Here is a 20,248-nt window from a genome sequence, read left to right on the forward strand (position 1 = left end):
CCGGCCCCCGCCGGCGACGGATCAGCGCGCGCCGGCCCTGGAACGGCGGTGGTAGTCCACGGTGACGATCGCGAGCAACGGGCCCCAGAGCAGCAGCGGGGCGTAGCAGAGGGTCATGGCCAGACCCGCCAGGCCGTGCGGGGCCTCCGGGTTGCCCATGGCGTTCGGGCCGTACCACCCGCCGAAGCCGGCGGCGAAGGTGAGCGCGGTGACCGCCACCGCCCCCAGTCCGGCGGGGACCACGGCGGCCCATGGACGCACCCGGCGGCCGCCGATCAGCGGCAGCCAGCTGGGGGTGACCCGGCCCCAGGGGCGGACCAGGCCCAGGGAGAGGAAGGCCAGCGTCTCGGCGAGCGCGCTCAGGGCGAGCACGTAGAGGGTGGCCCAGCCCGGCATGTGGGCCGTCATCTGCCGTTCCATCGCCCCGGAGAATCCGACCGGGATGCCGACGCCCAGGGCGACCCGCCAGAGCCCGGACGGGACGGCGGTCAGCGCCGCGACCTTGGCCACCCGGACCGCCCACGGTGCGGCGGGCCGGTACGGGAGCGGGGTGGCGACGGCACTGGTGGTGGGGGTGACCGCGGTGTCCAGCATCGGAGTTCCTCTCGTCGTTCGGTGTGCCTCCAGCCTGGCGGCGGGGCCGGTACCGGCGGCAGATGCCGATCGGGAGGTCCGCGGGCGCCCCGCCGCCCCGGCATGTGCCGTTCGGCACGGGTGGCGGCGCCGCCCGGTGCATAGGCTGGGCGCATGATCGGGGAATGGGGGAGCATCGTGCCGGTGCTCGCGGTGGCGGCCGCAGTGCGGATCGGACGGCCACGGCCGACGGCGGCGGCGGGGGTGGTCTCGCTCGCGCTGACCGCCGTCGGGGCGGCGCTGGGCGGCTTCGGCGAGGACGGCCCGGCGGGGCCGGTCGGGGTGGCCGAACTGATCGGGCTGCTGGTCCTGGTGACGGTGACGGTGCGCACCGGCCGGGGCCGGGTGGCCGTCGGGGTCCTGGCGGCGGCGCTGCTCTGCTGGCCGCTGCGCTATGCCGCGCCGGTCGAGGGCTGGCAGCAGGTCGGACTCCTCGGCTTCGGCGCGGTCGGGGCCCTGGGGGCGGCGCTGGTCGGCTTCTACCTCTGGTCGCTGGACGGCCTCCGGCGCCGCGAGGTGGCGGCCGCACGCCGGGCCGAACAGCTGGAACTCGCCCACGACCTGCACGACTTCGTGGCCCACGACGTCAGCGGGATGGTCGCGCTGGCCCAGGCCGGCGGCTTCCTGGCGGAGCCGCACCCCGAACTGGCCGGGGTGTTCCGGCGGATCGAGCAGTCCGGCCAGCAGGCGCTCTCCTCGCTGGACCGGACGGTCGCCCTGCTGCGCACCCCGGACGAGGACGCCGCCGGCCGCCGGGCCCCGCAGCCCGGCCTGGCCGAACTCCCCGCGCTGGCCGAACGGTTCACCGCCTCCGGGGCCGCCGAGGTCCGGCTCGACCTGCCGGAGCGGCCGGTCGGCCGGGAGGCCGGGGCCACCGTCCACCGGATCGTGGTCGAGGCGCTGACCAATGTCCGGCGGCACGCCCCCGCCGCCCGATCGGTCACCGTGTCCGTCCGCCGACTCGACGGGCAGCGGCTGGAGTTGACCGTCGCCGACGACGGCGGAGCGGTGGAGAGCCCGCCCCGGCACCGGGGCGGGCACGGCCTGAGCGCCCTGGCCGCCCGGGTCGAGGCGCTCGGCGGTACGCTCGACGCCGGGCGCGCCGGGCAGGGCTGGCTGGTCACCGCCACGTTTCCGCTGCCGGCCGAAGGGGCCTCATGAGCATCCGCGTCCTCCTGGCCGACGACCACGACGACGTCCGCGCGGCCTACCGGATGATCCTGGACGCCCAGCCCGACCTCACCGTGGTGGCGGAGGCCGCCGACGGCCTCGCCGCGTTCGAACAGGCCCGCCTGCTCCGCCCCGACGTGGTGCTGGCGGACATCCGGATGCCGAAGCTGGACGGCCTGGAACTGACCCGGCGGCTGGCCGGGCCCGAGGTAGCCGACCCGCTGCGGGTGGTCGTGGTGACCACCTTCGACCTGGACGAGTACGTGCACGCCGCGCTCCGGCACGGCGCGGCCGGCTTCCTGCTCAAGCGGTCCAGCCCCGCCCTGCTGGTCGAGGCGGTCCGGGCGGCGGTGGCCGGTGACACCCTGATCAGCCCGCAGGTCACCGTCCGGCTGCTGCGTCAACTGGCCGCCCCCGCCCCGGCGTCGCCGCAGGCGGAGCCCGTCGAGCCGCTGACCCCGCGGGAGACCGAGATCGCCGGGCTGGTCTCGGGCGGGGCGACCAACGCGGAGATCGCCGAGCAGTTGTTCATCTCGGCCGGCACGGTCAAGAACCACCTGGCGAACATCCAGCGCAAGCTCGGCGTGCGGAACCGGGTCGGCATCGCCGCCTCGGTCTGGGGCGACCGCCGATAGCGGGAGGGCCGTCGATAGCGGGACGGCCGGTGATAGCGGGACGGCCGGTGATAGCGGGACGGCCGGTGATAGCGGGACGGCCGGTGAGGCCGGCGGCCGCCTACGGGGGCGGCAGGAGGCTTCCCAGCGGGCCGAGGTCGAGGTTCAGGTCGGCGCGGTTCAGGCCGTAGCGGGCGCAGAGGTCGTCCATCCTGTCGTGAAGCGCCATCAGGGTCGCACCGAGTCGCTCCTCCTGCTCCTCGCTGAGGTCCCCGGCGTCGACCCGGCGCAGCGCCTGGCGCTCCATGAGCTGCCGCAGGAGTTCGACCAGGGTGAGCACGAGCTGGACCAGGTCCCGTTCGACGTTCTCGGGGTCGGTGCCGTCGGTGTTGATCCTGCGGGCCGGGTGGGGCTGCCGGTCCCGCACCCGACGGCCGTCCTCGGGGGACGCGGGCAGCAGGCGGAACGCGCGATCGGCGGCCGCGGCGACCTCCGCGTAGCGACGGTCCCGGCCGTCACGCTCGGCGCGGTCGGCGCGGCCGGTGTCACCGTCGCGGCCGGCACCGCCGGTCCGACCGGCGTCCGAGGGGCTCACGGCCCATCACCGCCGAGCCGCCTGCCGTCCTGCCACGGGGAGAGCTCCGGGCCGCTGATCGAGACGATCAGGGCCCGCAGCGAGATGCGCACGAGGTCGACGTCGGCGACGGACAGCACGATGTCGCCGGTGAGGACGACACCCCCGCCCAGCAGCCGGTCCAGGAGGTCGACGAGGGCGATCCGGCGGTCCGGCAGCGGCTCCTGCCCGCCGTACCGGTCGCCCGGCCCGGGCTGCTGACCGTTCATACCGGCCGTTCACCACCCGTCGGCTCGTCCTGGGGCAGGACGGCGAAGGAGTAGGGCGCCCACGGGCCGGTGACCTCGACGCGGACCCCGTTCAGCCCCTGCCCCGCCCGCAGGACGTCCTCGCGGAACACCCCGGCCCGCTCCACGGGCACCAGGTAGGCGTCGTTGAGCACGTTCTCGCCCTGCTCCCCCACCGGCTCCCCGCTGTGGACGCGGTGGTGCGCCCGGGCCACCGCCAGTCGGGCTGCGGCGGCCTCCACCCGGGCCGCCGCCTGTTCCGCGGCGCGGTAGCGCTCCGCGTGCCGGTCGCGCACGGCCCTCCGGGCGTGCAGGTAGGCCCGGCCCGGCCCGACGTCCGCGGGCGGCGGACCCTCGGGCACCGGATCCGGTGCCGGAGCCTCGACATAGATCTTCACGCCCCATTCGACCTGCGCCGCGAGCCGGGCGAGCGCCGCCGTGAACTCGTCCTGCCGGGCGTCGAGGGCGCTGCGCACGCCGTCGTCGTCGAAGTACACCGTCGCGAGGCGCAGCGGGAGGACGGTGGTGACCGCGGCGAGCGCGGCGACCACGGCGTGGTGGGCCCGGGCCGCGGTTTCGAGCCACTGGAGGTCCTCCAGGTGCTCGGCGAGGGCGTCCTGCCGGAAGTCCTCGGCGGGTACGCGGCTGACGGCCGCCGCGAGCCCGGGGTCTTCGGCGTGCAGGAGCAGCACCGGGGCGCCGGCGATCCCGTGCGCGCCGGCGGCGGCGGGCCCGAGGGCTTCGGTGCTCCTGGCGACGGCGTAGGCGTAGACGACGGTGCCGGCCATCACTCCTCCCGGGTGCGTCGCGTGCGGGGCGCCGGGGCGGCGCGCTTCGCGCGTGCGGGGCGGCGGACGGGGGGCTCCTCGGCGGCCGGGGGCAGGCCCGGCTCCGCCCGCAGCCGGGCGAGTTCGCCGCGCAGGCGCTCGTTCTCGGCCTCCAGTTCCCGTGCCGGCTCCCGGTCGGCGGCCGGCAGGCGGTCGCCCCGGGCGCGCGAGGAGAGCGAGGGATCGTGCTCCCACCAGTCGATGCCCATCTCCTTGGCCTTGTCCACCGAGGCGACCAGCAGGCGCAGTTTGATGGTGAGCAGTTCGATGTCGAGCAGGTTGATCTGGATGTCACCGGCGATGACGATGCCCTTGTCGAGGACGCGTTCGAGGATGTCGGCGAGGTTGGCGGAGGAGCCCTGGGCGTAGGGCGGTGCGGCTCGGGAGGAGGTGGAGCCGAACCTGTCGGCGATGGGTTGTGTCACGACCGTTCGGCCTTCCTCTCCTGGTTCGGGCCCCTGGCCGGGGCCGGACGCATCACGGCTCCCCGCGCTGCCATGCCCTGATCTCGTCCAGCCGGTCGAGGAGTTCGTCCTCCCGCCGGTCGAAGGTCTCCTCGTCGATGTCGCCGGCGAGCAGGGCCTGCTCCAGTTCGGCCAGTTCGCGTTCGACGGGCGCGGGATCGTAGTACTGCTGCTCGGCTGCTTCCTGGATGCGTTCGGCCACCCACACGGCGCCGCGGACGGGTGCCAGCGGCAGGGTGAGGATCTGCGTGATCAGACCCATGGCTTCCTCGCTTCCTCCGCATCATCTTCTCCGCGTCGCTTTCTGCGCGTCCTCGGACTCAGACGAAGCTGTACGCGGGCAACGGACCGTGCAGGCGCAGGTCCACGCTGTCACCGAGTTCGGCTGCGAGGCCCTTCTCGGCCGTCAGGAAGGCGTCCTCGGCGTCACGGGCGACGAGGAACGAGATGCTCAGGAAGACGTCGCCGGACGGCGGGGAGGATCGCTCGTCGCGCGCATGGGGCCGCAGTGCCTGGGTGATGCCGGCGGCGAGGGCCTCCTGGCGGGCGCGCACCTCCTGGGAGACGAGTTCGCCGAGCACCACCGGGGCGTCGGGGGCGGCGCGCCCGCCGCGGATCTCGTCGTTGAGGCGCCGGGCCTCCGGCGACTCCGCCAGGATCCGGCGCAACAGGCTCTCCTCGTCCTCGGTGGCCTTGAGGTGGAACTCGGCGCACCCGTCGAGTTCGCTCAGCCGGGCCGCGTACTGCTCGGCGTTTTCGGTGAGGGCCGCGCGGACGGCGTCGTCGTCGGGGGCGGTCAGGCCGAAGCGCAGCGGGAGAACCGTGCCGCCGGCCATGAGGCGCTCCTGCACCGCCTGGTGGGCGGCGAGGTCGCGGCGTTTGGCGCGCAGGCCGGGCGGCGCGTCGCTGACGACCGCGGTCAGCCGTCCGCCGTCGACGGTCCGCAGGGCGGCGGGGTCCGCTCCGACTCCCGCGAGGCCGCTCAGGTCGAGCGGATGCGTGCCGGCGACGATGGAGTAGACGTAGACGGCCATGGTTCACTCCTCGCGGTGCCGCGCCGGTCGGCGGGCCGGGCGCTCGCGCTTCTCGGCGGGCTCCTTCTCCTCGTCGCGGCCGCCGCGCACGGCGTCGGTGACGGCCTCGACGGCGCCGGTCAGCGCACCCTTGCTCTTGCCCTTGGCCCCGCCCTCGGTGACCTCGCCGACGATGTCGGTCAGCTGGGCGGGTGCCTTGCGCCCGGACTCCAGGTCCAGACGGTTGCAGGCCTCCGCGAAACGGAGATAGGTGTCCACGCTGGCGACCACGATGCGGGCGTCGATCTTGAGTATCTCGATCCCGACCAGGGAGACCCGGACGAAGACGTCGATGACCAGGCCACGGTCCAGGATGAGTTCGAGGATGTCGTACAGGTTGCCGGACCCGGCGCCGCCGGGCCCCGCACCGCGGGAGGCCACGCCCCCGCCTGCTGACTGCGGTACGACTGTCACGCTGGGCTCCGTTCCCGGTCGCTCGCAGCGATGTGCGGGTGGCCGTTCCTCTCGTGTCGGTCGGGCGTTCCGGCGGCCGCGGTACGGCGGACCGGCCGGGACGGCGTTTCGGGCGACGGCGAGCCTTCGGGCGACGACGCGTCTTCGGACGACCGCGCGGTCTTCGGGCGCCGCCGAGTCAGAGCCGGTCGATCTGGCCCCGGCTGTACCGTCGCGTGCGCTCGTAGGCGACCAGTTCACCCTCTGCGTCCAGGGTGACCCGGTAGGTGGCCATCACACTGGTGGTGGGAGGAATCCGCTCCAGCTCCAGCACTTCGACGTCCGCCTGCCAGCCGTCCTCGACGGGCTTCACCGCGGAGACCGACTCCGGGGCCCGGCCCAGCAGTTCTTCGAGCTGCCGGGCCGCACACCGGATGGCCTGCGGCGCGGACACCTTGCGTGGCCGCCGCCGTGGGGCCGCCGCGGCCCGCCGGGCCGTAGGAGTACGGGCCGGTGGGCTGTCCTCGTCGGAAGGACGCCGCGTCCTGCGCGCGGGCCCCTCGGGATCTGCGGCCATGACCATCTCCGGGCTGTTGTCCCGGCCGCACGCCTGCCCCGAGCCGGGATCAGGCAAACGCGCGCGCCCCGAATAGGAACATCCCAGCTGGGAACACGCGTCGGTGGGGCGGGGTGCGGCGACCCGGACCGCGACATGTGCACGAAGTGCTGCCCTCCGCGCGATGCTCCTCGGCCCTTTGGCCATGCCGCCTGAAGGGAAGACCTCATGAACGACACCACCAAGATCGCCCTCGCCGCCGCGGTCGCCGGCGGGTACGTCCTCGGTCGAGCGAAGAAGGGCAGGATGGCCTTCGCCGCGGCCACCTACCTGGCCGGCCGCCGCTTCGGCCTGGACCCGCGTCAGCTGGCGACCGAAGGGTTGCGCAAGCTCGCCGACACCCCCCAGGTGGCGGAACTCAACGAACAGGTCCGCGGCGAGCTGCTCTCGGCCGGACGCAAGGCGGTCGCCGCCGCTGCCGACCGCCAGCTGGCCAACCTCGCCGACACCCTGCGCGACCGGACCAGGAACATCGGCGCGAAGAAGCAGGAGGAACCGCCGGACGAGGACGAGGAGGAGTACGGGCCGGAGGAGGACGAGGAGGAGCCCGAGGAGCCGGCCGACTACGAGGAGGAGGACGCCGAGGAGGACGAGGCGGAGGAGGACGAGGCCGAGGACACGGGGGACGACCAGGACGACGAGGCCGGTGACGACCGGGACGAGACCGAGGACCGGGAGCCGGAGGACGAACAGGGCGAGGACGAGGAGCCGCCACCGGAGCCCCCGAAGCGCCGACGCAGCGCCCGCAAGGCGGACGCGGAGGAGGAGCCCGAGCCCGAGCGGCCCCGGCGCCGTCGCCCGAGCGCGAGCGCCGCACCCCGCTCCCGGAGGCGGCCGCCGAAGGAGACGGACTCCGCCGAACCGGCCGCCGAGAAGCCCGCCCGGAAGAAGCCGGCTTCGGCCACAGCGCGCGAGAGCCGCCCCGCGGCCAAGAGGAGCGCGCCCGCCGGGAAGACGACCGCCGAGAAGACGGCGCCTGCCCGGAAGACGGCACCGGCCCGGACGGCCGCGGCGAAGAAGACGGCGCCCGCCAAGAAGACGACGACCGCGGCCCGGGCGAAGCCCGCCGGCAAGGCGGCCACGACCGCGAAACGGGCTCCCGCGAAGAAGGCCCCGGCCAAGAAGGCCACCGCCAAGAAGACCGCCGGGACGAAGCCGGCGGCCCGGTCCGGGCGCGGGAGGGCATCATGACCACCACGCAGCGCGGCGCCCCTGACACGGACGACGTCTCGGGCCTGGAAAAGCTTCGCGAAGAGGTCGTCCACTACCTCGGCGCGCAGGCCGAACACCTCGCCGAGAAGGCCGGGGGCAAGCTCACCGAGGTGACCGACCAGCTCAGCGACGTCGCGGCGAACGGCGGGACCCTCCCCGCGGTCGGCGCCCGCGTCCTCCAGGGCGACTCCCCGGTGAAGGCCTTCGTCGGGGAGAAGGCCAAGAGCCTCAAGGACAACGTCGTCGGCAAGTTCAAGGAAGCCTTCGGCAAGGGCGGCAAGGGCGGCAAGAAGGCCGGCAGCACCAAGGTGATGAACATCGTCGAGGTGCTCGACGTCGGTGTCCCGCTGCGGCTCGCGTACGACCGGTGGACCCAGTACGAGCAGTTCAGCGGGTTCACCAAGGGCGTGCGCAGCGTCAACAAGGGCGATGACGTCAGCAGCGACTGGAAGGTCAAGGTGGGTCCCTCCACCCGCAGCTGGAAGGCGACGGTCCAGGAGCAGGTGCCGGACGAGCGGATCGTCTGGAGTTCGGAGGGCGCCAAGGGCACGACGCACGGCGCCGTCAGCTTCCACGAGCTGACCCCGACCCTGACCAGGATCGTCCTGGTCGTCGAGTACTTCCCCTCGGGGCTCTTCGAGAAGACCGGCAACCTGTGGCGCGCCCAGGGCCGCCGGTTGCGCCTGGACTTCAAGAACTTCCAGCGTTACGTCACTTTCGGTGACGACGAGGTCGACGGCTGGCGCGGGGAGATCCGCGACGGCGAGGTCGTCCGCACCCACGAGGAGGCCATGGAGGACGAGGAGGCGGCCGACCAGGACACCGAGGACGGCGAGGACGACGAGGCGACCGGCCAGGACGCCGAGGACGACGAGGGGTACGCCGACGAGGACGAGGACGAGGAGCCGGAGGACGAGTACGCGGACGACGACTACGCCGAGGACGAGGACGAAGGGGAAGAGGAAGAAGCGGAGGAGGACGACGGCCCCTACGCGGAGGACGAGGAGTACGGCGAGGAAGGCGAGTACGAGGAGGAGGACGAGGAGGCCGAGGACGAGGAAGCCGACGCCGACCGGCCGGCAGGCCGCGGCGGCCGCTGAGACGCGGCCGACCGCGCCGGCACGGCCCCGCTACGGGCCGTCCCCCGCCTGGGCGAACGATCGGTCGCGCTGCCGCGCCGCACCCCGTCCGGCGCGGCAAGGTGGTTCGAGTGCGCGTGCAGAGCGCACAGTCCGCCGAGTCCGCGAGGTGATCCGCATGTCCGAGGACGGGAGAGAGGCGTTCATCGCCGTCCGGCCCCGCCACGTCGTCCAGGCCACCGCGGACCGGCTGGTCCAGCACGCCGACGCCGCCGCCCGGGGAGCGCTGCGCGCCTACCGCTGGGCCCTGGATCCCCACCGGCCCGCGCCGGTCACCGTCCGGGCCGTCGCCCTGCCGCTCGCCGAACTCGACCTCGCCGTGGAGGAGCGCGCCGCCATCGACGCCGCCCGCGACCCCGCGCTCCCCGAACCCGAACGCGCCCGGGCCCGCGGCGCGGCCCACGCGCTGGGCTGGCTCCTCGGCTTCCGGCCGCTCACGGGGTGACCCCGATGACCATCTCCCCCGGCAGCGCCTACGCCCTGCGCCTGCGCGACGCGGTCGGCACGGTCCGCCCCGCCGTCGTGACGGCGAGCACCCGCACCGGTCCGGCCGGGCACCGCGTCTTCGCCGACAGCGACGGCGCCCTCCAGGTGGAGATCGCCTGCACCGGTGAGCACCGCATCCTGCGGAGCGCGCGAGGGCTGCGCATCATCTCCGCCGCCTGCCTGTCCTGACCGCGGGGCCGCCACCGGACGCGGTCAGCCGTCACCGGGCGCGGTCAGGGGCCGGACGACGGCTCCGGCCCCTGGCGGATGAACGGCTCCGACCCGACGGCCGGCTGCCACTGCGCGTCTACCCGCCCGGCGGACATGCACGCCGCCCGGCCGGGTCGGCGCAGCGCGCCCGCGACACCTCGTGCAGCGCCCGCCGGGGTCGACCCCGCCGGCGTCCGGCCCGCTACGCCGTGCGCGAGTCCTGGCCGCTCTCCCGGTTGAGGAGGTGGCCGATACAAGCGTCCCAGTCGATGTGCCGGCCCTCGGTGCCCCCGGGTACGGCCCGGTAGGTGCGGGCCAGGAAGTCGGCCAGGTCGCGGGTGCGGGCGAGCAGCAGGGCCACGCCACGGCTGTCCCCGTCGGAGATGGCGATCCAGGTGTGCTGCCGGTCGGCCGGTTCGATCCGGACGTCGCCCTCGCCGCAGACGCGCTCCAGCCCGGCGGCCAGCAGGTCACGGCCGAAGGTCCAGGACACGGGTACCGGTTCATCGGGGAAGAAGCAGTGGACGGCGTACGGGTCGTCGCTGCTGTAGGACAGCTCCACGGCTACCGACACGAGCGTGTCCGGGTCGGTCTGCAGGCACATCGTGGTGCGGGTCGGGAACACATCCATCCCTCTGGTCTCCCCAGTTTCGTCACGGCGGGTCTGCCGTCTGCCCCGCCGGAGCAATGTCACGCACTCCCATCCGGGTCAAGTTCGGCCGGACCCGCCGCCGGCGGGGCGGGCGACGGCCGCGGCGGTGACGACCGGGCCGCCGAAGCCGGCCGGACCCCTCGGAGTCGGACGCCGCCGGTCCCGTACCGCAGGTCCGACCCCGACACCCGCTCCGCCCTGGTCAGGGGCCCGCGGCGTGGTCAGGGCAGCGGGACCGGTCGGTACAGTTCCGGGTGAGGGCCTCGCCCTGACGCCGGGTGCGGTGCACGAGCCCGGAGGAGGACCGTCACCGCCCGGCATCCATCAGAGCATCGCCCCGTGTGAGGCAGGTCACCGGAACCCGGCGCCCGCGGCGGACAAGGCAGGGTGTGGACTACTCATCGCACGCCCGGATACGCGCGGGGGACCCCGAAGCGTTCAGGGAACTCTTCCGTGACCATGCCCCGCTGGTCCATCGGCACGCCGTCCGCGTGAGCGGTGACCGGGACCTCGCCGAGGACGTCGTCTCGCTGACCTTCCTGGAGGCCTGGCGGCTGCGGGACCGGCTGCTCGACCACGAGGCCGGCCCGCGCCCGTGGCTCATGGGCATCGCCGTCAACGTGCTGCGCAACACCCGTCGTGCCGCACGCCGCCACCAGGCGGCCCTCGGGCGTCTGCCCGCCCGCGACACCGTCCCGGACTTCGCCGACGAACTCGTCGGACGCCTGGCCGACGCCGACCAACTCGCCGCCGCCCAGAGGGCGCTGGGCAAGCTGCGCCGCGCGGAGCGCGAGGTGTTCACGCTGTGCGTCTGGTCCGGGCTGGGGTACGCCGAGGCCGCCGCCGCCCTCGGGGTCCCGATCGGCACCGTGCGTTCGCGCCTCTCACGCGCCCGCACCCGGCTGCGCAAACTCGCCGGACAGGAACTGACGAAGGAGCGGGAACCGCTTCCGCGTCCCGGACAAGTACAGGGCGGCCGCACCCACGCGGCCCGGTCGTACGAGTCGCACGAGTCGCACGAGGAGACGTACGGATGACCCGCAAGTTCTGGAAGCGGACCGAGCCCCTGACCCGCACGGAGCCGGACCACACGAAGCCGGACCACACGGAGCTCGCCCGGCTGCTGCCGCCCCCGTCGGCCCCTCCGATGCCGCTCGACCGTCAGCTGCTTTTCGAGGAGCACCTGTTGAACGAGATCCGCACCCATGCCCCCGCACCCGCCCCCGCGGCCACGAAGCGGCCGGTCCGGCGCGTCCTGCTGATCGCCCTCCCTGTCACCGCTGCCGCGCTCACCGCCGTCCTCGCCGTCGGCGCGCTGACCAACGGCGTCGGCGAACCGCGTACGGGAGCGGCCTCCGTGGAAGCGCCCGTCGTGCCGGTCGAGGAGGGCAGCGCCCTCCAACTGGTCTCGACCGTCCAGCAGATCGCCGCCGCCGTGAGCACGCAGCCGACCCCGGAGCCGAAGCCCGGCCAGTACATCTACGTCAAGAGCAAGGTCTCCTTCCTGTCCTTCTCGCACAACGGCGACACCGACGAGTCCAGGACGTGGGTGCAGCCGCTGCACCAGCGCGAGGTCTGGCGCACCCCCGACGCGCTCAAGGGCTGGCTCGACGAACCCGGCTACCAGGCCGAGGGCGGCATCACCCTGGACAGCGACGGCCCCCACTCCAAGCCCGTGAACGGCCAGGACGTCCCCGGCGCGCCGCTCCGCCACTCGTACGACTGGCTCAAGGCCCAGCCGACCGACCCGGACGCGCTGCTGAAGGTGATCTACACGACGGTCAGCGGTCCGCGGGACCGGGACCAGCAGGCGTTCGAGACGATCAGGGCGATCGTCAACGAGCAGCTCGTGCCGGCCCAGAGCGCCGCCGCGCTCTACCGGGCCGCCGCGAAGGTCCCCGGCGTGATCGTCGTGCAGAACTCCCAGGACGCCGTCGGCCGCACCGGTCTCGCCCTGGCCCGCCTGGACGTGCAGAACGGCGAACGGATCGAGCTCGTCTTCGACCGTACGACCTTCACCTACCTGGGCAGCCGCGGAATCCAGGTCAAGCAGGTCAACGACATCAAGCCCGGCACCGTCACCGAGCGCACCGCCGTCCTGGAGCGGGCCGTCGTCGACGCCCAGAAGGAACGCCCCGCCCCGGGCACGACCGCCTGAGCCGAGCCCCCGACGCCGGGCCCCGGCCCACGGGGCCCGGCACCCCTGCTCCGCGACCGCACCTCCCAACCCCACCTCCCGCCGCACCATCCGTCCGCCACCGCCGCCGCGCATCGAGCCCTACCGTCGATCAATCACCCGCCGACGGGTGTAACGAGTGGTAGGTACACTGAGCGGCATGACGAAGAAGGAGGCGCTGACCCGCGCCGCGGCCGAACTCCTCTGGGAACGCGGGTACACCGGCACCAGTCCGGCCAAGGTCCTGGAGCGCGCGCAGGCCGGACAGGGCAGCATGTACCACCACTTCTCCGGCAAGGCGGAGCTGGCGCTGGCGGCCATGGCGCGGATGAGCGAGGAGCTCCGCACCCGGGCCGAGACCGCGCTGGGCGGCGAGGGCGGGGCCGTCGACCGCGTCAACGCGTTCCTCGACCTCGAACGCGACCCGCTGGCGGGCTGCCGGATGGGGCGACTGACCCAGGACTACGACATCGTCACCGACGAGCGCCTCCGCGCCCCGCTGGCCGAGTTCTTCGGCTGGCTCGACGAACGGCTGACCGCGGTGCTCGCCGACGGGGTGCGCACGGGCGAGTTGCGGCCCGCCACCGATCCCGCGGCGACGGCCTCGCTGGTCATGGCGGCCGTGCAGGGCGGGTACGTCCTGGCCCGGGCCCAGCAGCGGCCCGCGGCCTTCGACCGCACGGTCGAGGGGCTCAGGCAGGTCCTCGCCGACCTCCGGACCCACTCGGGCGAGAACTGACGACGAGGTGCCCGCCGGGCGTGCGGGCGCCCCGGGGAGCCGGTGACGGGGGCGCCCGCACGGTGGTCAGGCGGTGGGGAGCAGGAGGAGTTTGCCGGTGGTGTGGCCGGACTGGAGGGCGGTGTGGGCCGCGGCGGCATCGGCGAGGGGGTGCCGTGCGGCGATGGTGAGGGTGAGGCGGCCCTCGCGCAGCCAGTCGAAGACCTCGGCCGCGCGGGCGCGCAGTTCGGTGGGGTCGGTGGCGTGATCGACCAGGGTGGGGCGGGTCAGGAAGACGGAGCCGTGGCCGGCGAGGGACTGGGGGTCGAGGGCGGGGGCGGGGCCCGAGGCGGCACCGGCCAGGACGAAGGTGGCGCGGCGCGCCAGGCAGGTCAGGCCGGCGCCGAAGGTGTCGCGGCCGATGCCGTCGAAGACGACGTCCACGCCGCGGCCGCCGGTCAGCTCGCGCGCCCGGGCGGCGAACTCCTGCTGGGTGCGGACGATCACCTCCTCGGCACCGGCCGCGGCGGCGGCGGCGGCCTTGGCCGGGCTGGAGACCGTGCCGATCACCCGGACCCCGGCGGCGGCGAGCAGGCGCGTCAGGTGGGAACCCAGGCCGCCGGCGGCGGAGTGCACCAGCGCGGTGGCGCCCTTGCGGGCGGGCCAGGTGCTGGTGGTCAGGTAGTGGGCGGTGAGGCCCTGGAGGAGGACGGCAGCGGCATCGGTGTCGGGGATGTCGTCGGGCACCGGCACGGTGGCGTCGGCCCGCACGACGACGAGTTCGGCGTAGCTGGCGGGGGCGGCCCACCAGGCGACGCGGTCGCCGACGGCGGGTGTGGTGACGCCGGGGCCGGTGGCGACGACGGTGCCGGCGCCCTCGCAGCCGGGGGTGAAGGGGGCGGTCGCGCCGGTACGCCCCTCGCGTTCGTAGACGTCCTTGAAGTTGACGCCGATGGCACCGGTACGGACCAGGACCTCGCCGGGGCCCGGCACCGGGTCGGGGAGGTCGACGGGGGTGAGGGCCTCGGGGCCGCCGGGCTGGTGGACCACCACTGCACGCATGGGTGTTCGTTCTCCTCGGATCGTCGGTCGGGGTGGGAGGGGGAAAGCCGGGAGGCCGGAGCTGCTCGGGGTCAGCGCACGCTGCGGTGCACCGCCCAGCTGACGGCCACGAAGCCGGCCGCGACCAGCGCCAGGCAGATGCGCAGGCCGCCGGCGCCGGTGCCGGCCAGGACCGGGCCGAACAGGGCGATCGCGACCGCTCCACCGATCTGGCGGAAGGCGTTGAGGGAGCCGGAGGCGAGCCCGGATCGGTCGGGGGGCAGGGCCCGCAGCGCCAGGGTGGGCAGCGAGGGGCCCATCAGGCCGGCGCCGAGCCCGAGCAGGCAGCTGCCGGCCATGAACAGCCACCAGTCGGGGGTGGCGGCCAGCGGCAGCAGGGTGAGGGCGCCGACGGCGGCCGTGGCCGCGCCGATGATCAGCAGGACCCGCACCCCGATGCGCTGGACGGCGCGGGCCAGGACGAAGGAGGCCAGGCTCCAACAGAGCGCGAAGGGGACGAAGGCGAGGCCGGCCCCGAGCGCGTCCCGCCCCCAATGGCGTTGCAGGTGCAGGGAGATGGCGAACTGAGCGCCGTAGGCACCGAACTGGTAGAGCGCGCCGACGGTGAGGGCGGGGGTGAAGCCGGGGCGGCGGAAGGCGTCCAGGGGCAGGACGGGGTGGGCGGCGCGGCGCTCGGCGACGACGAAGGCGACGGCGGCGGCGAGGGTGGCGGTGGCCAGGACCAGGGTCAGGGGCGCGCTCCAGCCCAGCGCTCCGGCCTGGACCAGGGTGCCGATGCCGGAGCCGACCAGGGCCGCGGTGGCGAGCTGGCCCGGCACGTCCAGCCGGACGGCGCGCACCGGCGAGGGGGCGACCTTGCGCCCGCAGACCACGGCTGCGGCCAGTCCGATCGGGACGTTGACCAGGAAGATCGCCCGCCAGCCGACGCCCGCGGTCAGCGCGCCACCCGCCACCGGACCGGCCACCAGGGCCAGCGAGCTGACGCCGCCCCAGATGGTGAAGGCCCGGGCACGGGCGGCGCTTTCGGGGTACATGTGCGCGATGACCGCCAGGGAGGCGGGCAGCAGGCCGCCCGCGGCCACGCCCTGGACGGCGCGGGCGGCGATCAGGGCCCCGATGCCGGGGGCGGCCGCGCAGGCGGCCGAGGCGGCGACGAAGAGCAGCAGGCTGACCTGGAACAGGCGGCGGGCACCGAGCTTGTCGGCGAGGGCGCCGCCGCCGAGCAGACAGGCGGCCATGGCGACGGTGTAGGCGTTGACCGTCCACTCCAACGCGGCCAGGGAGCCGCCGAGTTCGGCGCTGAGGTCGGGCAGGGCGACGTTGAGCGCGCTCCCGTCCAGCAGGACCATGAAGAAGCCGAGGCAGACCGAGCCGAGGGCGCCCGCGCCGGGGCCGGAGGTGCCGGCCGGCCCGCCGGCGCCGGGGCGGCGGCGCGGGAGCAGGGCGCGCCCGGGGGTCTCGATGGCCTCGCTCATCGGGCGGCCCTCCTTCGGATGGGAAGTCGTCGGTCCTGGTCCGCGAGAGGCGTTCGCGGTCTATAGTGTTCGATGGAGGTCGATCACCATGAATGAAAGTCGCAGCCGTGACGGTTCGTCAAGTGCAATGACTCCGGCGGGTGACAGCCTCTCCCGACGGGCGCGCGGCCTGGAGCACACGGACCCGGCGGAGGTGACGCTGCACGAGGTGCTGCAGGTGCTCGCCGATCCGGTGCGGCGCACGATCGTGCGCGAGCTGGCCGGCAGTGCGGACTGGAGTCGCGCCTGCGGCACGTTCGAGCTGGGCGTCAGCAAGGCCACCCGCAGTCACCACTTCACGGTGTTGCGCCAGAGCGGCCTGGTCGAGCAGCGCGACGCCGGCGCCCGGCGCTACAACCGGCTGCGCCGAGCCGAGTTCGACGCGCGCTTCCCCGGCCTGCTCGCCCTCGTCCTGACGGAGGACACGACCGGCACCGGCAGACCCTCCGACGACGCCGACTGCGCTCCGGGCATTGCCAGTTGACAAACCCTGTCATAGCTTTGTCGCAAACAACGGACGCGCGGGGACGGCCGCGGGCAGCACCGACCACCCCTCGCGGGGTACGCCGGGGGGCGGGCCTGGGCCGTTCCAGGTCGCCGGAGCCCGACCGCCGGCCGCGGGACTTCCCCGCGGTCGCCCTCGGGGCCGCGCCACGCGGGCCCGAGACCCTTCGGCGAACGGAGCCGGAATGCGAGTGGCGAACGCGTCCGACCGCACCGGCATCGAGGGTCCCTCCTCTCGGGGGCGATCGGCGCACCGGGACGGCGGCGGTGGCGGGAGCGGTGACGGTGGCGGAGCAGCAGCGGGAGCGGTGACGGCGACCGAGCGGTGACGGAACGGCGGCAGTAGCGGTGACGGTGACGGAGCGGGAACGGCGGTGACATGGTGACGACAGTGGAGCAGCCGGCGACGGGCCGGCGACCGAGGCGCTTCCACCCGGAGCGGCGCGCCGAGCAGACCCGGCCGGCCGTCGGCCAGGTGTCGCCCGACCACCGCTCACGCCTGGAGACGGACAACCCCCGCCGCTCGCCGCGGATACTCGGCCCGCTCGCCGCAGGCCCGGCCGTACCACCGGCCGAGCGCGGCGCCGACCGGGCGCGGGCCGGTTCCGCGCGGGCGCAGGCCGCCACCGCACCGACCGGGCCGCCCGGGGAGCCCCGGGCGATGGCGCGCACGCCCGGACGCCCGTCGGCGGGAGTCGGGAGCCGACAGGAGGCCCGGCAGGCACCCGCGGCCCAGCGGTCGCGAATCTCGACGACGCGGGCGGCGGTCGGGACGGGGAGCGGGGCGAAGGACGGACCGCACTGCCGAGCCGTCGAACAGTCACGAGAACTGCCTTCCGGCGCCGATCACTTGGCACCCGTACCGACGACTCCGACACACCGGGCGGGCGCGGGGGTGCGGGGCCGGCAGGGGCGCACCGCGAAGACCGACCGACCGGCGGGCCGGGCCCTGGACAGCCTGGGCACCCCGAACAGCCCTGACGAGCCGGCGGGCCGGACGCGACCGAGGACGGCAAGGGGCGCGCTGCGACGGCACAGCGGGTGCGCCGTGCGGTCCGGCGCGCCGACCGCCGAGGCGCAGCAGGCAGTCGGCCTGGTGCGCGGTACCGGCCGGCGGGCGGTGCCGCTGCCCCTGCGGTCCGGGTCGTGCCGGATGGACGGTGACCACGAACGCGCGCCGTCCTTCGTCGAGGAGGCGCGCAACAGGGACCTGCTGACCCTTCATGACCACTGGTGCGCGCAGATGTCGTGCAGCCGCCGTCTGCCGCCGGGTGCGCAGGCGCGGGGCCGGACATGGCCGCGGACGGTGCGGGCGGAGAGCGCTGGGTTCGCGAGGTGTCTGGATCTGGTGACCGGCGCACGGAAGGCGCCGGCCGCGGCCGTGGATCCGGTTCGACCACAGGGCTGTCGCATGGTCTGCACTGTGAGTTCCTTCCCCCTATGGAAACCCCCAGGTGGGGGCACCTTGCGTACCACCAGGCATCAGAATGGACCCCGTCGCGTTCCCTCGGCCGCCGGCGGAGTCACTCCCTGATTGCCAGTCAGGTTCGTTCACCAGTTCTGGCGAGCGTAACCCATTCGCGTTCGCACTGACCAGAGCTGACGGGATGTCACTCGCCACTCGGATGCCGCTTGACTTGATCCGAGAGCCGTGGTTAGCGTAAAGCCGCACTGACCGCAGGCGACATGACAAGGTTGCGCCACTATGGCGCCGCGCCGCCCGCCGCCCGCCGCCTGGGACGTCCACCCTCGGGCCGCCCCCGCGTTCCTCCCGGTTCATCCGGCCCTACCGGCCGTGGGCCGGGCATTTCCTCGCGCCATCCCGTTGTCCAGACCTGTGTGCTGTTCGAACAGCGGTTTCACGACCATCGCCGTGCCCCGCTCCGCCATGCCCGTGCGCACCACGGGGTGGAGCGGGCGAAGCGTCATGCCGCCGCCCGGCAGAAAGGCACGCCCGCCATGAGACCTGGCAACACCGCGTCGCACTCTCCGACGACGCGCCACACCGACTCCGACGACGCGCCGCAGACCACCACCGCACCACCGAGCACCACCGCACCGCGCACCACCGCCGCACCACAGGGCACCACCGCACCGCGCACCACCGCCGCCGCGGCGACGGCGGCCGCCGCAACACGCCCGGTCGGCGACAAGACGCCCGGCGACGAGGCGGCCGCCGACCCGGTGCGCGAGAGCATGCGGCGCCTGCCCGGCCCGCTCCAGCTGCCGCTCACCTTCCTGACCGGGCGCCCGCTGGCCGGCCAACGCCCGGTGGCCCTGTCACCCGGCTTCCACCTGGCCACCGCCTCGCTGTCCGTGCTGGCCGGCGCCGCGGTCTCGGCCACCGGCTTCGTCCTGGGCACCTGGTTCCTGCTCCTGCTGCTTCCCGGCTGGGCGATGACCCTGCACGGCCAGCGGAACCTGCGGATGATGATCTACCACCAGTGCTCGCACCGGAACATGTTCGGACACCGCCGGCTGGACACCGTCATCGGCAACGTCATCTCAGCCCTCCTGGTGATCCAGAACTTCGAGCGCTACAGCCGCGAACATGTCGCCGACCACCATGCCGTGCACCACATGACGTTGCGCGACCCCACCGTCCAGGCCTTCCTCATCAGCCTCGACCTGCACCCGGGCATGACCCGGCGCCGGATGTGGCGCAGGGTGCTGCTCAAGGCCGTCTCGCCCCGGTTCCACCTGGCCTTCGCGATCTCCCGGGTGCGCTCCTTCTGGCACAACGGCGCCGCCGCCGAGAAGGCCGTCGCCGTCGCCCTGTACGGCGGCGGCGGGGTCGCGGCCGTGCTGCTGGGGGCCTGGCCGGCCGTGCTGGTGGTCTGGTTCGTGCCGGTCGGCGTGCTCTACCAGATCAGCAACACGCTGCGGCTGTGCGTGAAGCACACCTTCCCCGCGCCCGGAACCACGGTGCGCCGCGGCCGCGAGTACTTCGGGAGCCTGACCAATGCGATCTTCATCGGTGAGGCGGCGCCCGCCCCCGGCCTGCCCGCGGCCGCCGCCGCGCTGCGCTGGCTGCGCTGGAGCGGCCGGATGGCGCTGGTGCACTTCCCGACCCGCTACCTGGTGTTGACGGGCGACACCGTCGTGCACGACTACCACCACCGCTACCCCGCCAGCCGGCAGTGGCACGACTACATCTTCGCCCGCCAGCAGGACCTCGTCGACGGCCACCGCAACTGGCCGGCCTACACGGCCGAGTGGGGCCTGGTCGCCGCGATCAACCGGGTCTTCGACTCGCTCTCGGCGGCCGACCCGGAGGAGTTCGACGTCGCCCGCATCCGCTCGGTCAGCAAGCGCGAGCTGTTCGCCGCCTTCGACGACTGACCGGGCGCCCGCACCCGACGACCGCCAGGCCCTCGGGTCGGTCCGCCCCACACACCACCCCGTACCCGCCCGCACTCCACGGATAGGCGGTTCCCCATGCCCACGCCCATGCCCCTGCCCACCCGTCCGACCGGCGCCCCCGAACGCGGCGGCCGCCTGGTGATCCTCGGCGTCGCAGCCAGCGACAGCCACGCCGTCGCCAACCACCTGATCGCCCACGCCCTGCGCGCCGACGGCTTCACCGTCGTCAACCTCGGCACCTGCACCCCGGTCGACGAGTTCGCCGACGCGTGCGAGCGCCACCCGCAGGCCGAGGCCGTCCTCATCGGCAGCCTCAACGGACAGATCCACGAGGACCTGCACGGCCTCGCCGAGGCCAAGCGCTCCGGCCGCATCCACTGCCCGGTCGTGGTCGGCGGCAACCTCTCGGTCGGCAGCGTCAAGGACGAGTCCTCCGTCACCCGCCTCTACGACCTGGGCGTCGACCGCGTGCTCGCCAGCGCCGCCGACCTCGTCCCCACCCTCGACGCCCTGCACGCCCCCACCGCGTCCGACCGCGTCCCGGCCGCCGCCGCCCGGTGA

The 20,248-nt window shown here is 74.4% G+C and carries 24 protein-coding genes; 12 read left to right on the forward strand and 12 right to left on the reverse strand.

Going from position 1 to position 20,248, the window contains the following annotated elements; translation table 11 throughout:
* Nucleotides 1-21: 21 nt before the first annotated feature.
* Complete coding sequence (locus tag OG618_RS05555; protein WP_329486060.1) at nt 22-594, reverse strand: hypothetical protein; 573 nt, start codon at nt 592-594, stop codon at nt 22-24.
* A gap of 153 nt (nt 595-747) precedes the next feature.
* On the opposite strand from OG618_RS05555, the gene OG618_RS05560 reads away from it, so the two are divergent.
* Complete coding sequence (locus tag OG618_RS05560; protein ID WP_329486061.1) at nt 748-1,794, forward strand: sensor histidine kinase; 1,047 nt, start codon at nt 748-750, stop codon at nt 1,792-1,794.
* Nucleotides 1,791-2,438, forward strand: coding sequence for a response regulator transcription factor (locus tag OG618_RS05565; protein ID WP_329486062.1), 648 nt, complete (start codon nt 1,791-1,793; stop codon nt 2,436-2,438). The genes OG618_RS05560 and OG618_RS05565 overlap by 4 nt, the downstream gene beginning before the upstream one ends.
* 100 nt (nt 2,439-2,538) lie before the next feature.
* Here the strand turns inward: OG618_RS05565 and OG618_RS05570 are convergent, their stop codons facing one another.
* The 8 genes from OG618_RS05570 to OG618_RS05605 form a co-directional block, all read right to left on the reverse strand.
* Nucleotides 2,539-3,012: a gas vesicle protein K gene (locus tag OG618_RS05570; RefSeq protein WP_329486064.1), complete on the reverse strand. Its 474-nt coding sequence runs from the start codon at nt 3,010-3,012 to the stop codon at nt 2,539-2,541.
* A complete protein-coding gene (locus OG618_RS05575; protein ID WP_329486065.1) occupies nt 3,009-3,260 on the reverse strand; it encodes a gas vesicle protein in 252 nt (83 codons plus the stop codon). Before OG618_RS05575 ends, OG618_RS05570 begins: the two co-directional genes overlap by 4 nt.
* The gene (locus OG618_RS05580; protein WP_329486066.1) at nt 3,257-4,066 is read right to left on the reverse strand and encodes a GvpL/GvpF family gas vesicle protein; all 810 of its coding nucleotides are present in this window, start codon (nt 4,064-4,066) and stop codon (nt 3,257-3,259) included. Before OG618_RS05580 ends, OG618_RS05575 begins: the two co-directional genes overlap by 4 nt.
* Nucleotides 4,066-4,530, reverse strand: coding sequence for a gas vesicle protein (locus tag OG618_RS05585; protein WP_329486067.1), 465 nt, complete (start codon nt 4,528-4,530; stop codon nt 4,066-4,068). Before OG618_RS05585 ends, OG618_RS05580 begins: the two co-directional genes overlap by 1 nt.
* A gap of 52 nt (nt 4,531-4,582) precedes the next feature.
* On the reverse strand, nt 4,583-4,831 hold the full coding sequence (locus OG618_RS05590) for a gas vesicle protein GvpG (RefSeq protein ID WP_329486068.1): 249 nt from the start codon (nt 4,829-4,831) through the stop codon (nt 4,583-4,585).
* Between the two features lie 58 nt (nt 4,832-4,889).
* Complete coding sequence (locus OG618_RS05595; RefSeq protein WP_329486069.1) at nt 4,890-5,603, reverse strand: GvpL/GvpF family gas vesicle protein; 714 nt, start codon at nt 5,601-5,603, stop codon at nt 4,890-4,892.
* Nucleotides 5,604-5,606: 3 nt separating this feature from the next.
* The gene (locus OG618_RS05600; RefSeq protein ID WP_329486070.1) at nt 5,607-6,056 is read right to left on the reverse strand and encodes a gas vesicle structural protein GvpA; all 450 of its coding nucleotides are present in this window, start codon (nt 6,054-6,056) and stop codon (nt 5,607-5,609) included.
* A gap of 178 nt (nt 6,057-6,234) precedes the next feature.
* The gene (locus OG618_RS05605; RefSeq protein WP_329486072.1) at nt 6,235-6,612 is read right to left on the reverse strand and encodes a gas vesicle protein GvpO; all 378 of its coding nucleotides are present in this window, start codon (nt 6,610-6,612) and stop codon (nt 6,235-6,237) included.
* Between the two features lie 207 nt (nt 6,613-6,819).
* Between OG618_RS05605 and OG618_RS05610 the strand changes: the two genes are divergently transcribed.
* The 4 genes from OG618_RS05610 (at nt 6,820) to OG618_RS05625 (ending at nt 9,677) form a co-directional block, all read left to right on the forward strand.
* Entirely contained in the window at nt 6,820-7,842 is a 1,023-nt protein-coding gene (locus OG618_RS05610) for a histone protein (protein ID WP_329486074.1), read from the forward strand.
* Nucleotides 7,839-8,963 (forward strand): SRPBCC family protein, encoded by a 1,125-nt coding sequence (locus tag OG618_RS05615; protein WP_329486075.1) that lies wholly within the window; start codon nt 7,839-7,841, stop codon nt 8,961-8,963. Before OG618_RS05610 ends, OG618_RS05615 begins: the two co-directional genes overlap by 4 nt.
* Before the next feature lie 157 nt (nt 8,964-9,120).
* On the forward strand, nt 9,121-9,447 hold the full coding sequence (locus OG618_RS05620; protein ID WP_329486076.1) for a hypothetical protein: 327 nt from the start codon (nt 9,121-9,123) through the stop codon (nt 9,445-9,447).
* 5 nt (nt 9,448-9,452) lie between these two features.
* Entirely contained in the window at nt 9,453-9,677 is a 225-nt protein-coding gene (locus tag OG618_RS05625; protein ID WP_329486077.1) for a DUF6296 family protein, read from the forward strand.
* Between the two features lie 223 nt (nt 9,678-9,900).
* On the opposite strand, the gene OG618_RS05630 is transcribed toward OG618_RS05625, so the two are convergent.
* Complete coding sequence (locus OG618_RS05630; protein ID WP_329486078.1) at nt 9,901-10,329, reverse strand: SsgA family sporulation/cell division regulator; 429 nt, start codon at nt 10,327-10,329, stop codon at nt 9,901-9,903.
* A gap of 410 nt (nt 10,330-10,739) precedes the next feature.
* On the opposite strand from OG618_RS05630, the gene OG618_RS05635 reads away from it, so the two are divergent.
* The 3 genes from OG618_RS05635 (at nt 10,740) to OG618_RS05645 (ending at nt 13,265) form a co-directional block, all read left to right on the forward strand.
* The gene (locus tag OG618_RS05635; protein ID WP_329486079.1) at nt 10,740-11,387 is read left to right on the forward strand and encodes an RNA polymerase sigma factor; all 648 of its coding nucleotides are present in this window, start codon (nt 10,740-10,742) and stop codon (nt 11,385-11,387) included.
* Entirely contained in the window at nt 11,384-12,508 is a 1,125-nt protein-coding gene (locus OG618_RS05640; RefSeq protein WP_329486080.1) for a CU044_5270 family protein, read from the forward strand. The genes OG618_RS05635 and OG618_RS05640 overlap by 4 nt, the downstream gene beginning before the upstream one ends.
* A gap of 178 nt (nt 12,509-12,686) precedes the next feature.
* Nucleotides 12,687-13,265, forward strand: coding sequence for a helix-turn-helix domain-containing protein (locus OG618_RS05645; RefSeq protein WP_329486081.1), 579 nt, complete (start codon nt 12,687-12,689; stop codon nt 13,263-13,265).
* A gap of 66 nt (nt 13,266-13,331) precedes the next feature.
* Here the strand turns inward: OG618_RS05645 and OG618_RS05650 are convergent, their stop codons facing one another.
* Together OG618_RS05650 and OG618_RS05655 are read right to left on the reverse strand one after the other, a co-directional pair.
* Nucleotides 13,332-14,306, reverse strand: a complete 975-nt coding sequence (locus OG618_RS05650; protein WP_329486082.1) for a quinone oxidoreductase family protein — start codon at nt 14,304-14,306, stop codon at nt 13,332-13,334.
* A gap of 71 nt (nt 14,307-14,377) precedes the next feature.
* Nucleotides 14,378-15,781 carry an MFS transporter gene (locus OG618_RS05655; protein ID WP_329486083.1) on the reverse strand — a complete coding sequence of 468 codons (1,404 nt, stop codon included), beginning with the start codon at nt 15,779-15,781 and terminating at the stop codon, nt 14,378-14,380.
* A gap of 127 nt (nt 15,782-15,908) precedes the next feature.
* On the opposite strand from OG618_RS05655, the gene OG618_RS05660 reads away from it, so the two are divergent.
* The 3 genes from OG618_RS05660 to OG618_RS05670 all read left to right on the forward strand — a co-directional run bounded on the left by OG618_RS05660 (nt 15,909) and on the right by OG618_RS05670 (nt 20,248).
* Nucleotides 15,909-16,304 (forward strand): ArsR/SmtB family transcription factor, encoded by a 396-nt coding sequence (locus tag OG618_RS05660; protein ID WP_329486084.1) that lies wholly within the window; start codon nt 15,909-15,911, stop codon nt 16,302-16,304.
* A 1,979-nt stretch (nt 16,305-18,283) separates the two neighbouring features.
* Complete coding sequence (locus OG618_RS05665) at nt 18,284-19,666, forward strand: fatty acid desaturase (RefSeq protein ID WP_329486085.1); 1,383 nt, start codon at nt 18,284-18,286, stop codon at nt 19,664-19,666.
* Between the two features lie 96 nt (nt 19,667-19,762).
* The gene (locus tag OG618_RS05670; protein ID WP_329486088.1) at nt 19,763-20,248 is read left to right on the forward strand and encodes a cobalamin-dependent protein; all 486 of its coding nucleotides are present in this window, start codon (nt 19,763-19,765) and stop codon (nt 20,246-20,248) included.

It is taken from the genome of Kitasatospora sp. NBC_01246, assembly GCF_036226505.1.
Lineage (GTDB): Bacteria > Actinomycetota > Actinomycetes > Streptomycetales > Streptomycetaceae > Kitasatospora.

What these genes read in the sequence shown, in the direction of transcription:
- OG618_RS05580 (WP_329486066.1), bottom strand. Translation starts at nt 4,066, where the DNA reads ATGGCCGGCACCGTCGTCTACGCCTACGCCGTCGCCAGGAGCACCGAA.
- OG618_RS05620 (WP_329486076.1), top strand. Translation starts at nt 9,121, where the DNA reads ATGTCCGAGGACGGGAGAGAGGCGTTCATCGCCGTCCGGCCCCGCCAC.
- OG618_RS05605 (WP_329486072.1), bottom strand. Translation starts at nt 6,612, where the DNA reads ATGGCCGCAGATCCCGAGGGGCCCGCGCGCAGGACGCGGCGTCCTTCC.
- OG618_RS05670 (WP_329486088.1), top strand. Translation starts at nt 19,763, where the DNA reads ATGCCCACGCCCATGCCCCTGCCCACCCGTCCGACCGGCGCCCCCGAA.
- OG618_RS05655 (WP_329486083.1), bottom strand. Translation starts at nt 15,781, where the DNA reads ATGAGCGAGGCCATCGAGACCCCCGGGCGCGCCCTGCTCCCGCGCCGC.
- OG618_RS05625 (WP_329486077.1), top strand. Translation starts at nt 9,453, where the DNA reads ATGACCATCTCCCCCGGCAGCGCCTACGCCCTGCGCCTGCGCGACGCG.
- OG618_RS05630 (WP_329486078.1), bottom strand. Translation starts at nt 10,329, where the DNA reads ATGGATGTGTTCCCGACCCGCACCACGATGTGCCTGCAGACCGACCCG.
- OG618_RS05610 (WP_329486074.1), top strand. Translation starts at nt 6,820, where the DNA reads ATGAACGACACCACCAAGATCGCCCTCGCCGCCGCGGTCGCCGGCGGG.
- OG618_RS05595 (WP_329486069.1), bottom strand. Translation starts at nt 5,603, where the DNA reads ATGGCCGTCTACGTCTACTCCATCGTCGCCGGCACGCATCCGCTCGAC.
- OG618_RS05665 (WP_329486085.1), top strand. Translation starts at nt 18,284, where the DNA reads ATGAGACCTGGCAACACCGCGTCGCACTCTCCGACGACGCGCCACACC.
- OG618_RS05640 (WP_329486080.1), top strand. Translation starts at nt 11,384, where the DNA reads ATGACCCGCAAGTTCTGGAAGCGGACCGAGCCCCTGACCCGCACGGAG.
- OG618_RS05555 (WP_329486060.1), bottom strand. Translation starts at nt 594, where the DNA reads ATGCTGGACACCGCGGTCACCCCCACCACCAGTGCCGTCGCCACCCCG.
- OG618_RS05615 (WP_329486075.1), top strand. Translation starts at nt 7,839, where the DNA reads ATGACCACCACGCAGCGCGGCGCCCCTGACACGGACGACGTCTCGGGC.
- OG618_RS05560 (WP_329486061.1), top strand. Translation starts at nt 748, where the DNA reads ATGATCGGGGAATGGGGGAGCATCGTGCCGGTGCTCGCGGTGGCGGCC.
- OG618_RS05660 (WP_329486084.1), top strand. Translation starts at nt 15,909, where the DNA reads ATGACTCCGGCGGGTGACAGCCTCTCCCGACGGGCGCGCGGCCTGGAG.
- OG618_RS05565 (WP_329486062.1), top strand. Translation starts at nt 1,791, where the DNA reads ATGAGCATCCGCGTCCTCCTGGCCGACGACCACGACGACGTCCGCGCG.
- OG618_RS05650 (WP_329486082.1), bottom strand. Translation starts at nt 14,306, where the DNA reads ATGCGTGCAGTGGTGGTCCACCAGCCCGGCGGCCCCGAGGCCCTCACC.
- OG618_RS05590 (WP_329486068.1), bottom strand. Translation starts at nt 4,831, where the DNA reads ATGGGTCTGATCACGCAGATCCTCACCCTGCCGCTGGCACCCGTCCGC.
- OG618_RS05645 (WP_329486081.1), top strand. Translation starts at nt 12,687, where the DNA reads ATGACGAAGAAGGAGGCGCTGACCCGCGCCGCGGCCGAACTCCTCTGG.
- OG618_RS05575 (WP_329486065.1), bottom strand. Translation starts at nt 3,260, where the DNA reads ATGAACGGTCAGCAGCCCGGGCCGGGCGACCGGTACGGCGGGCAGGAG.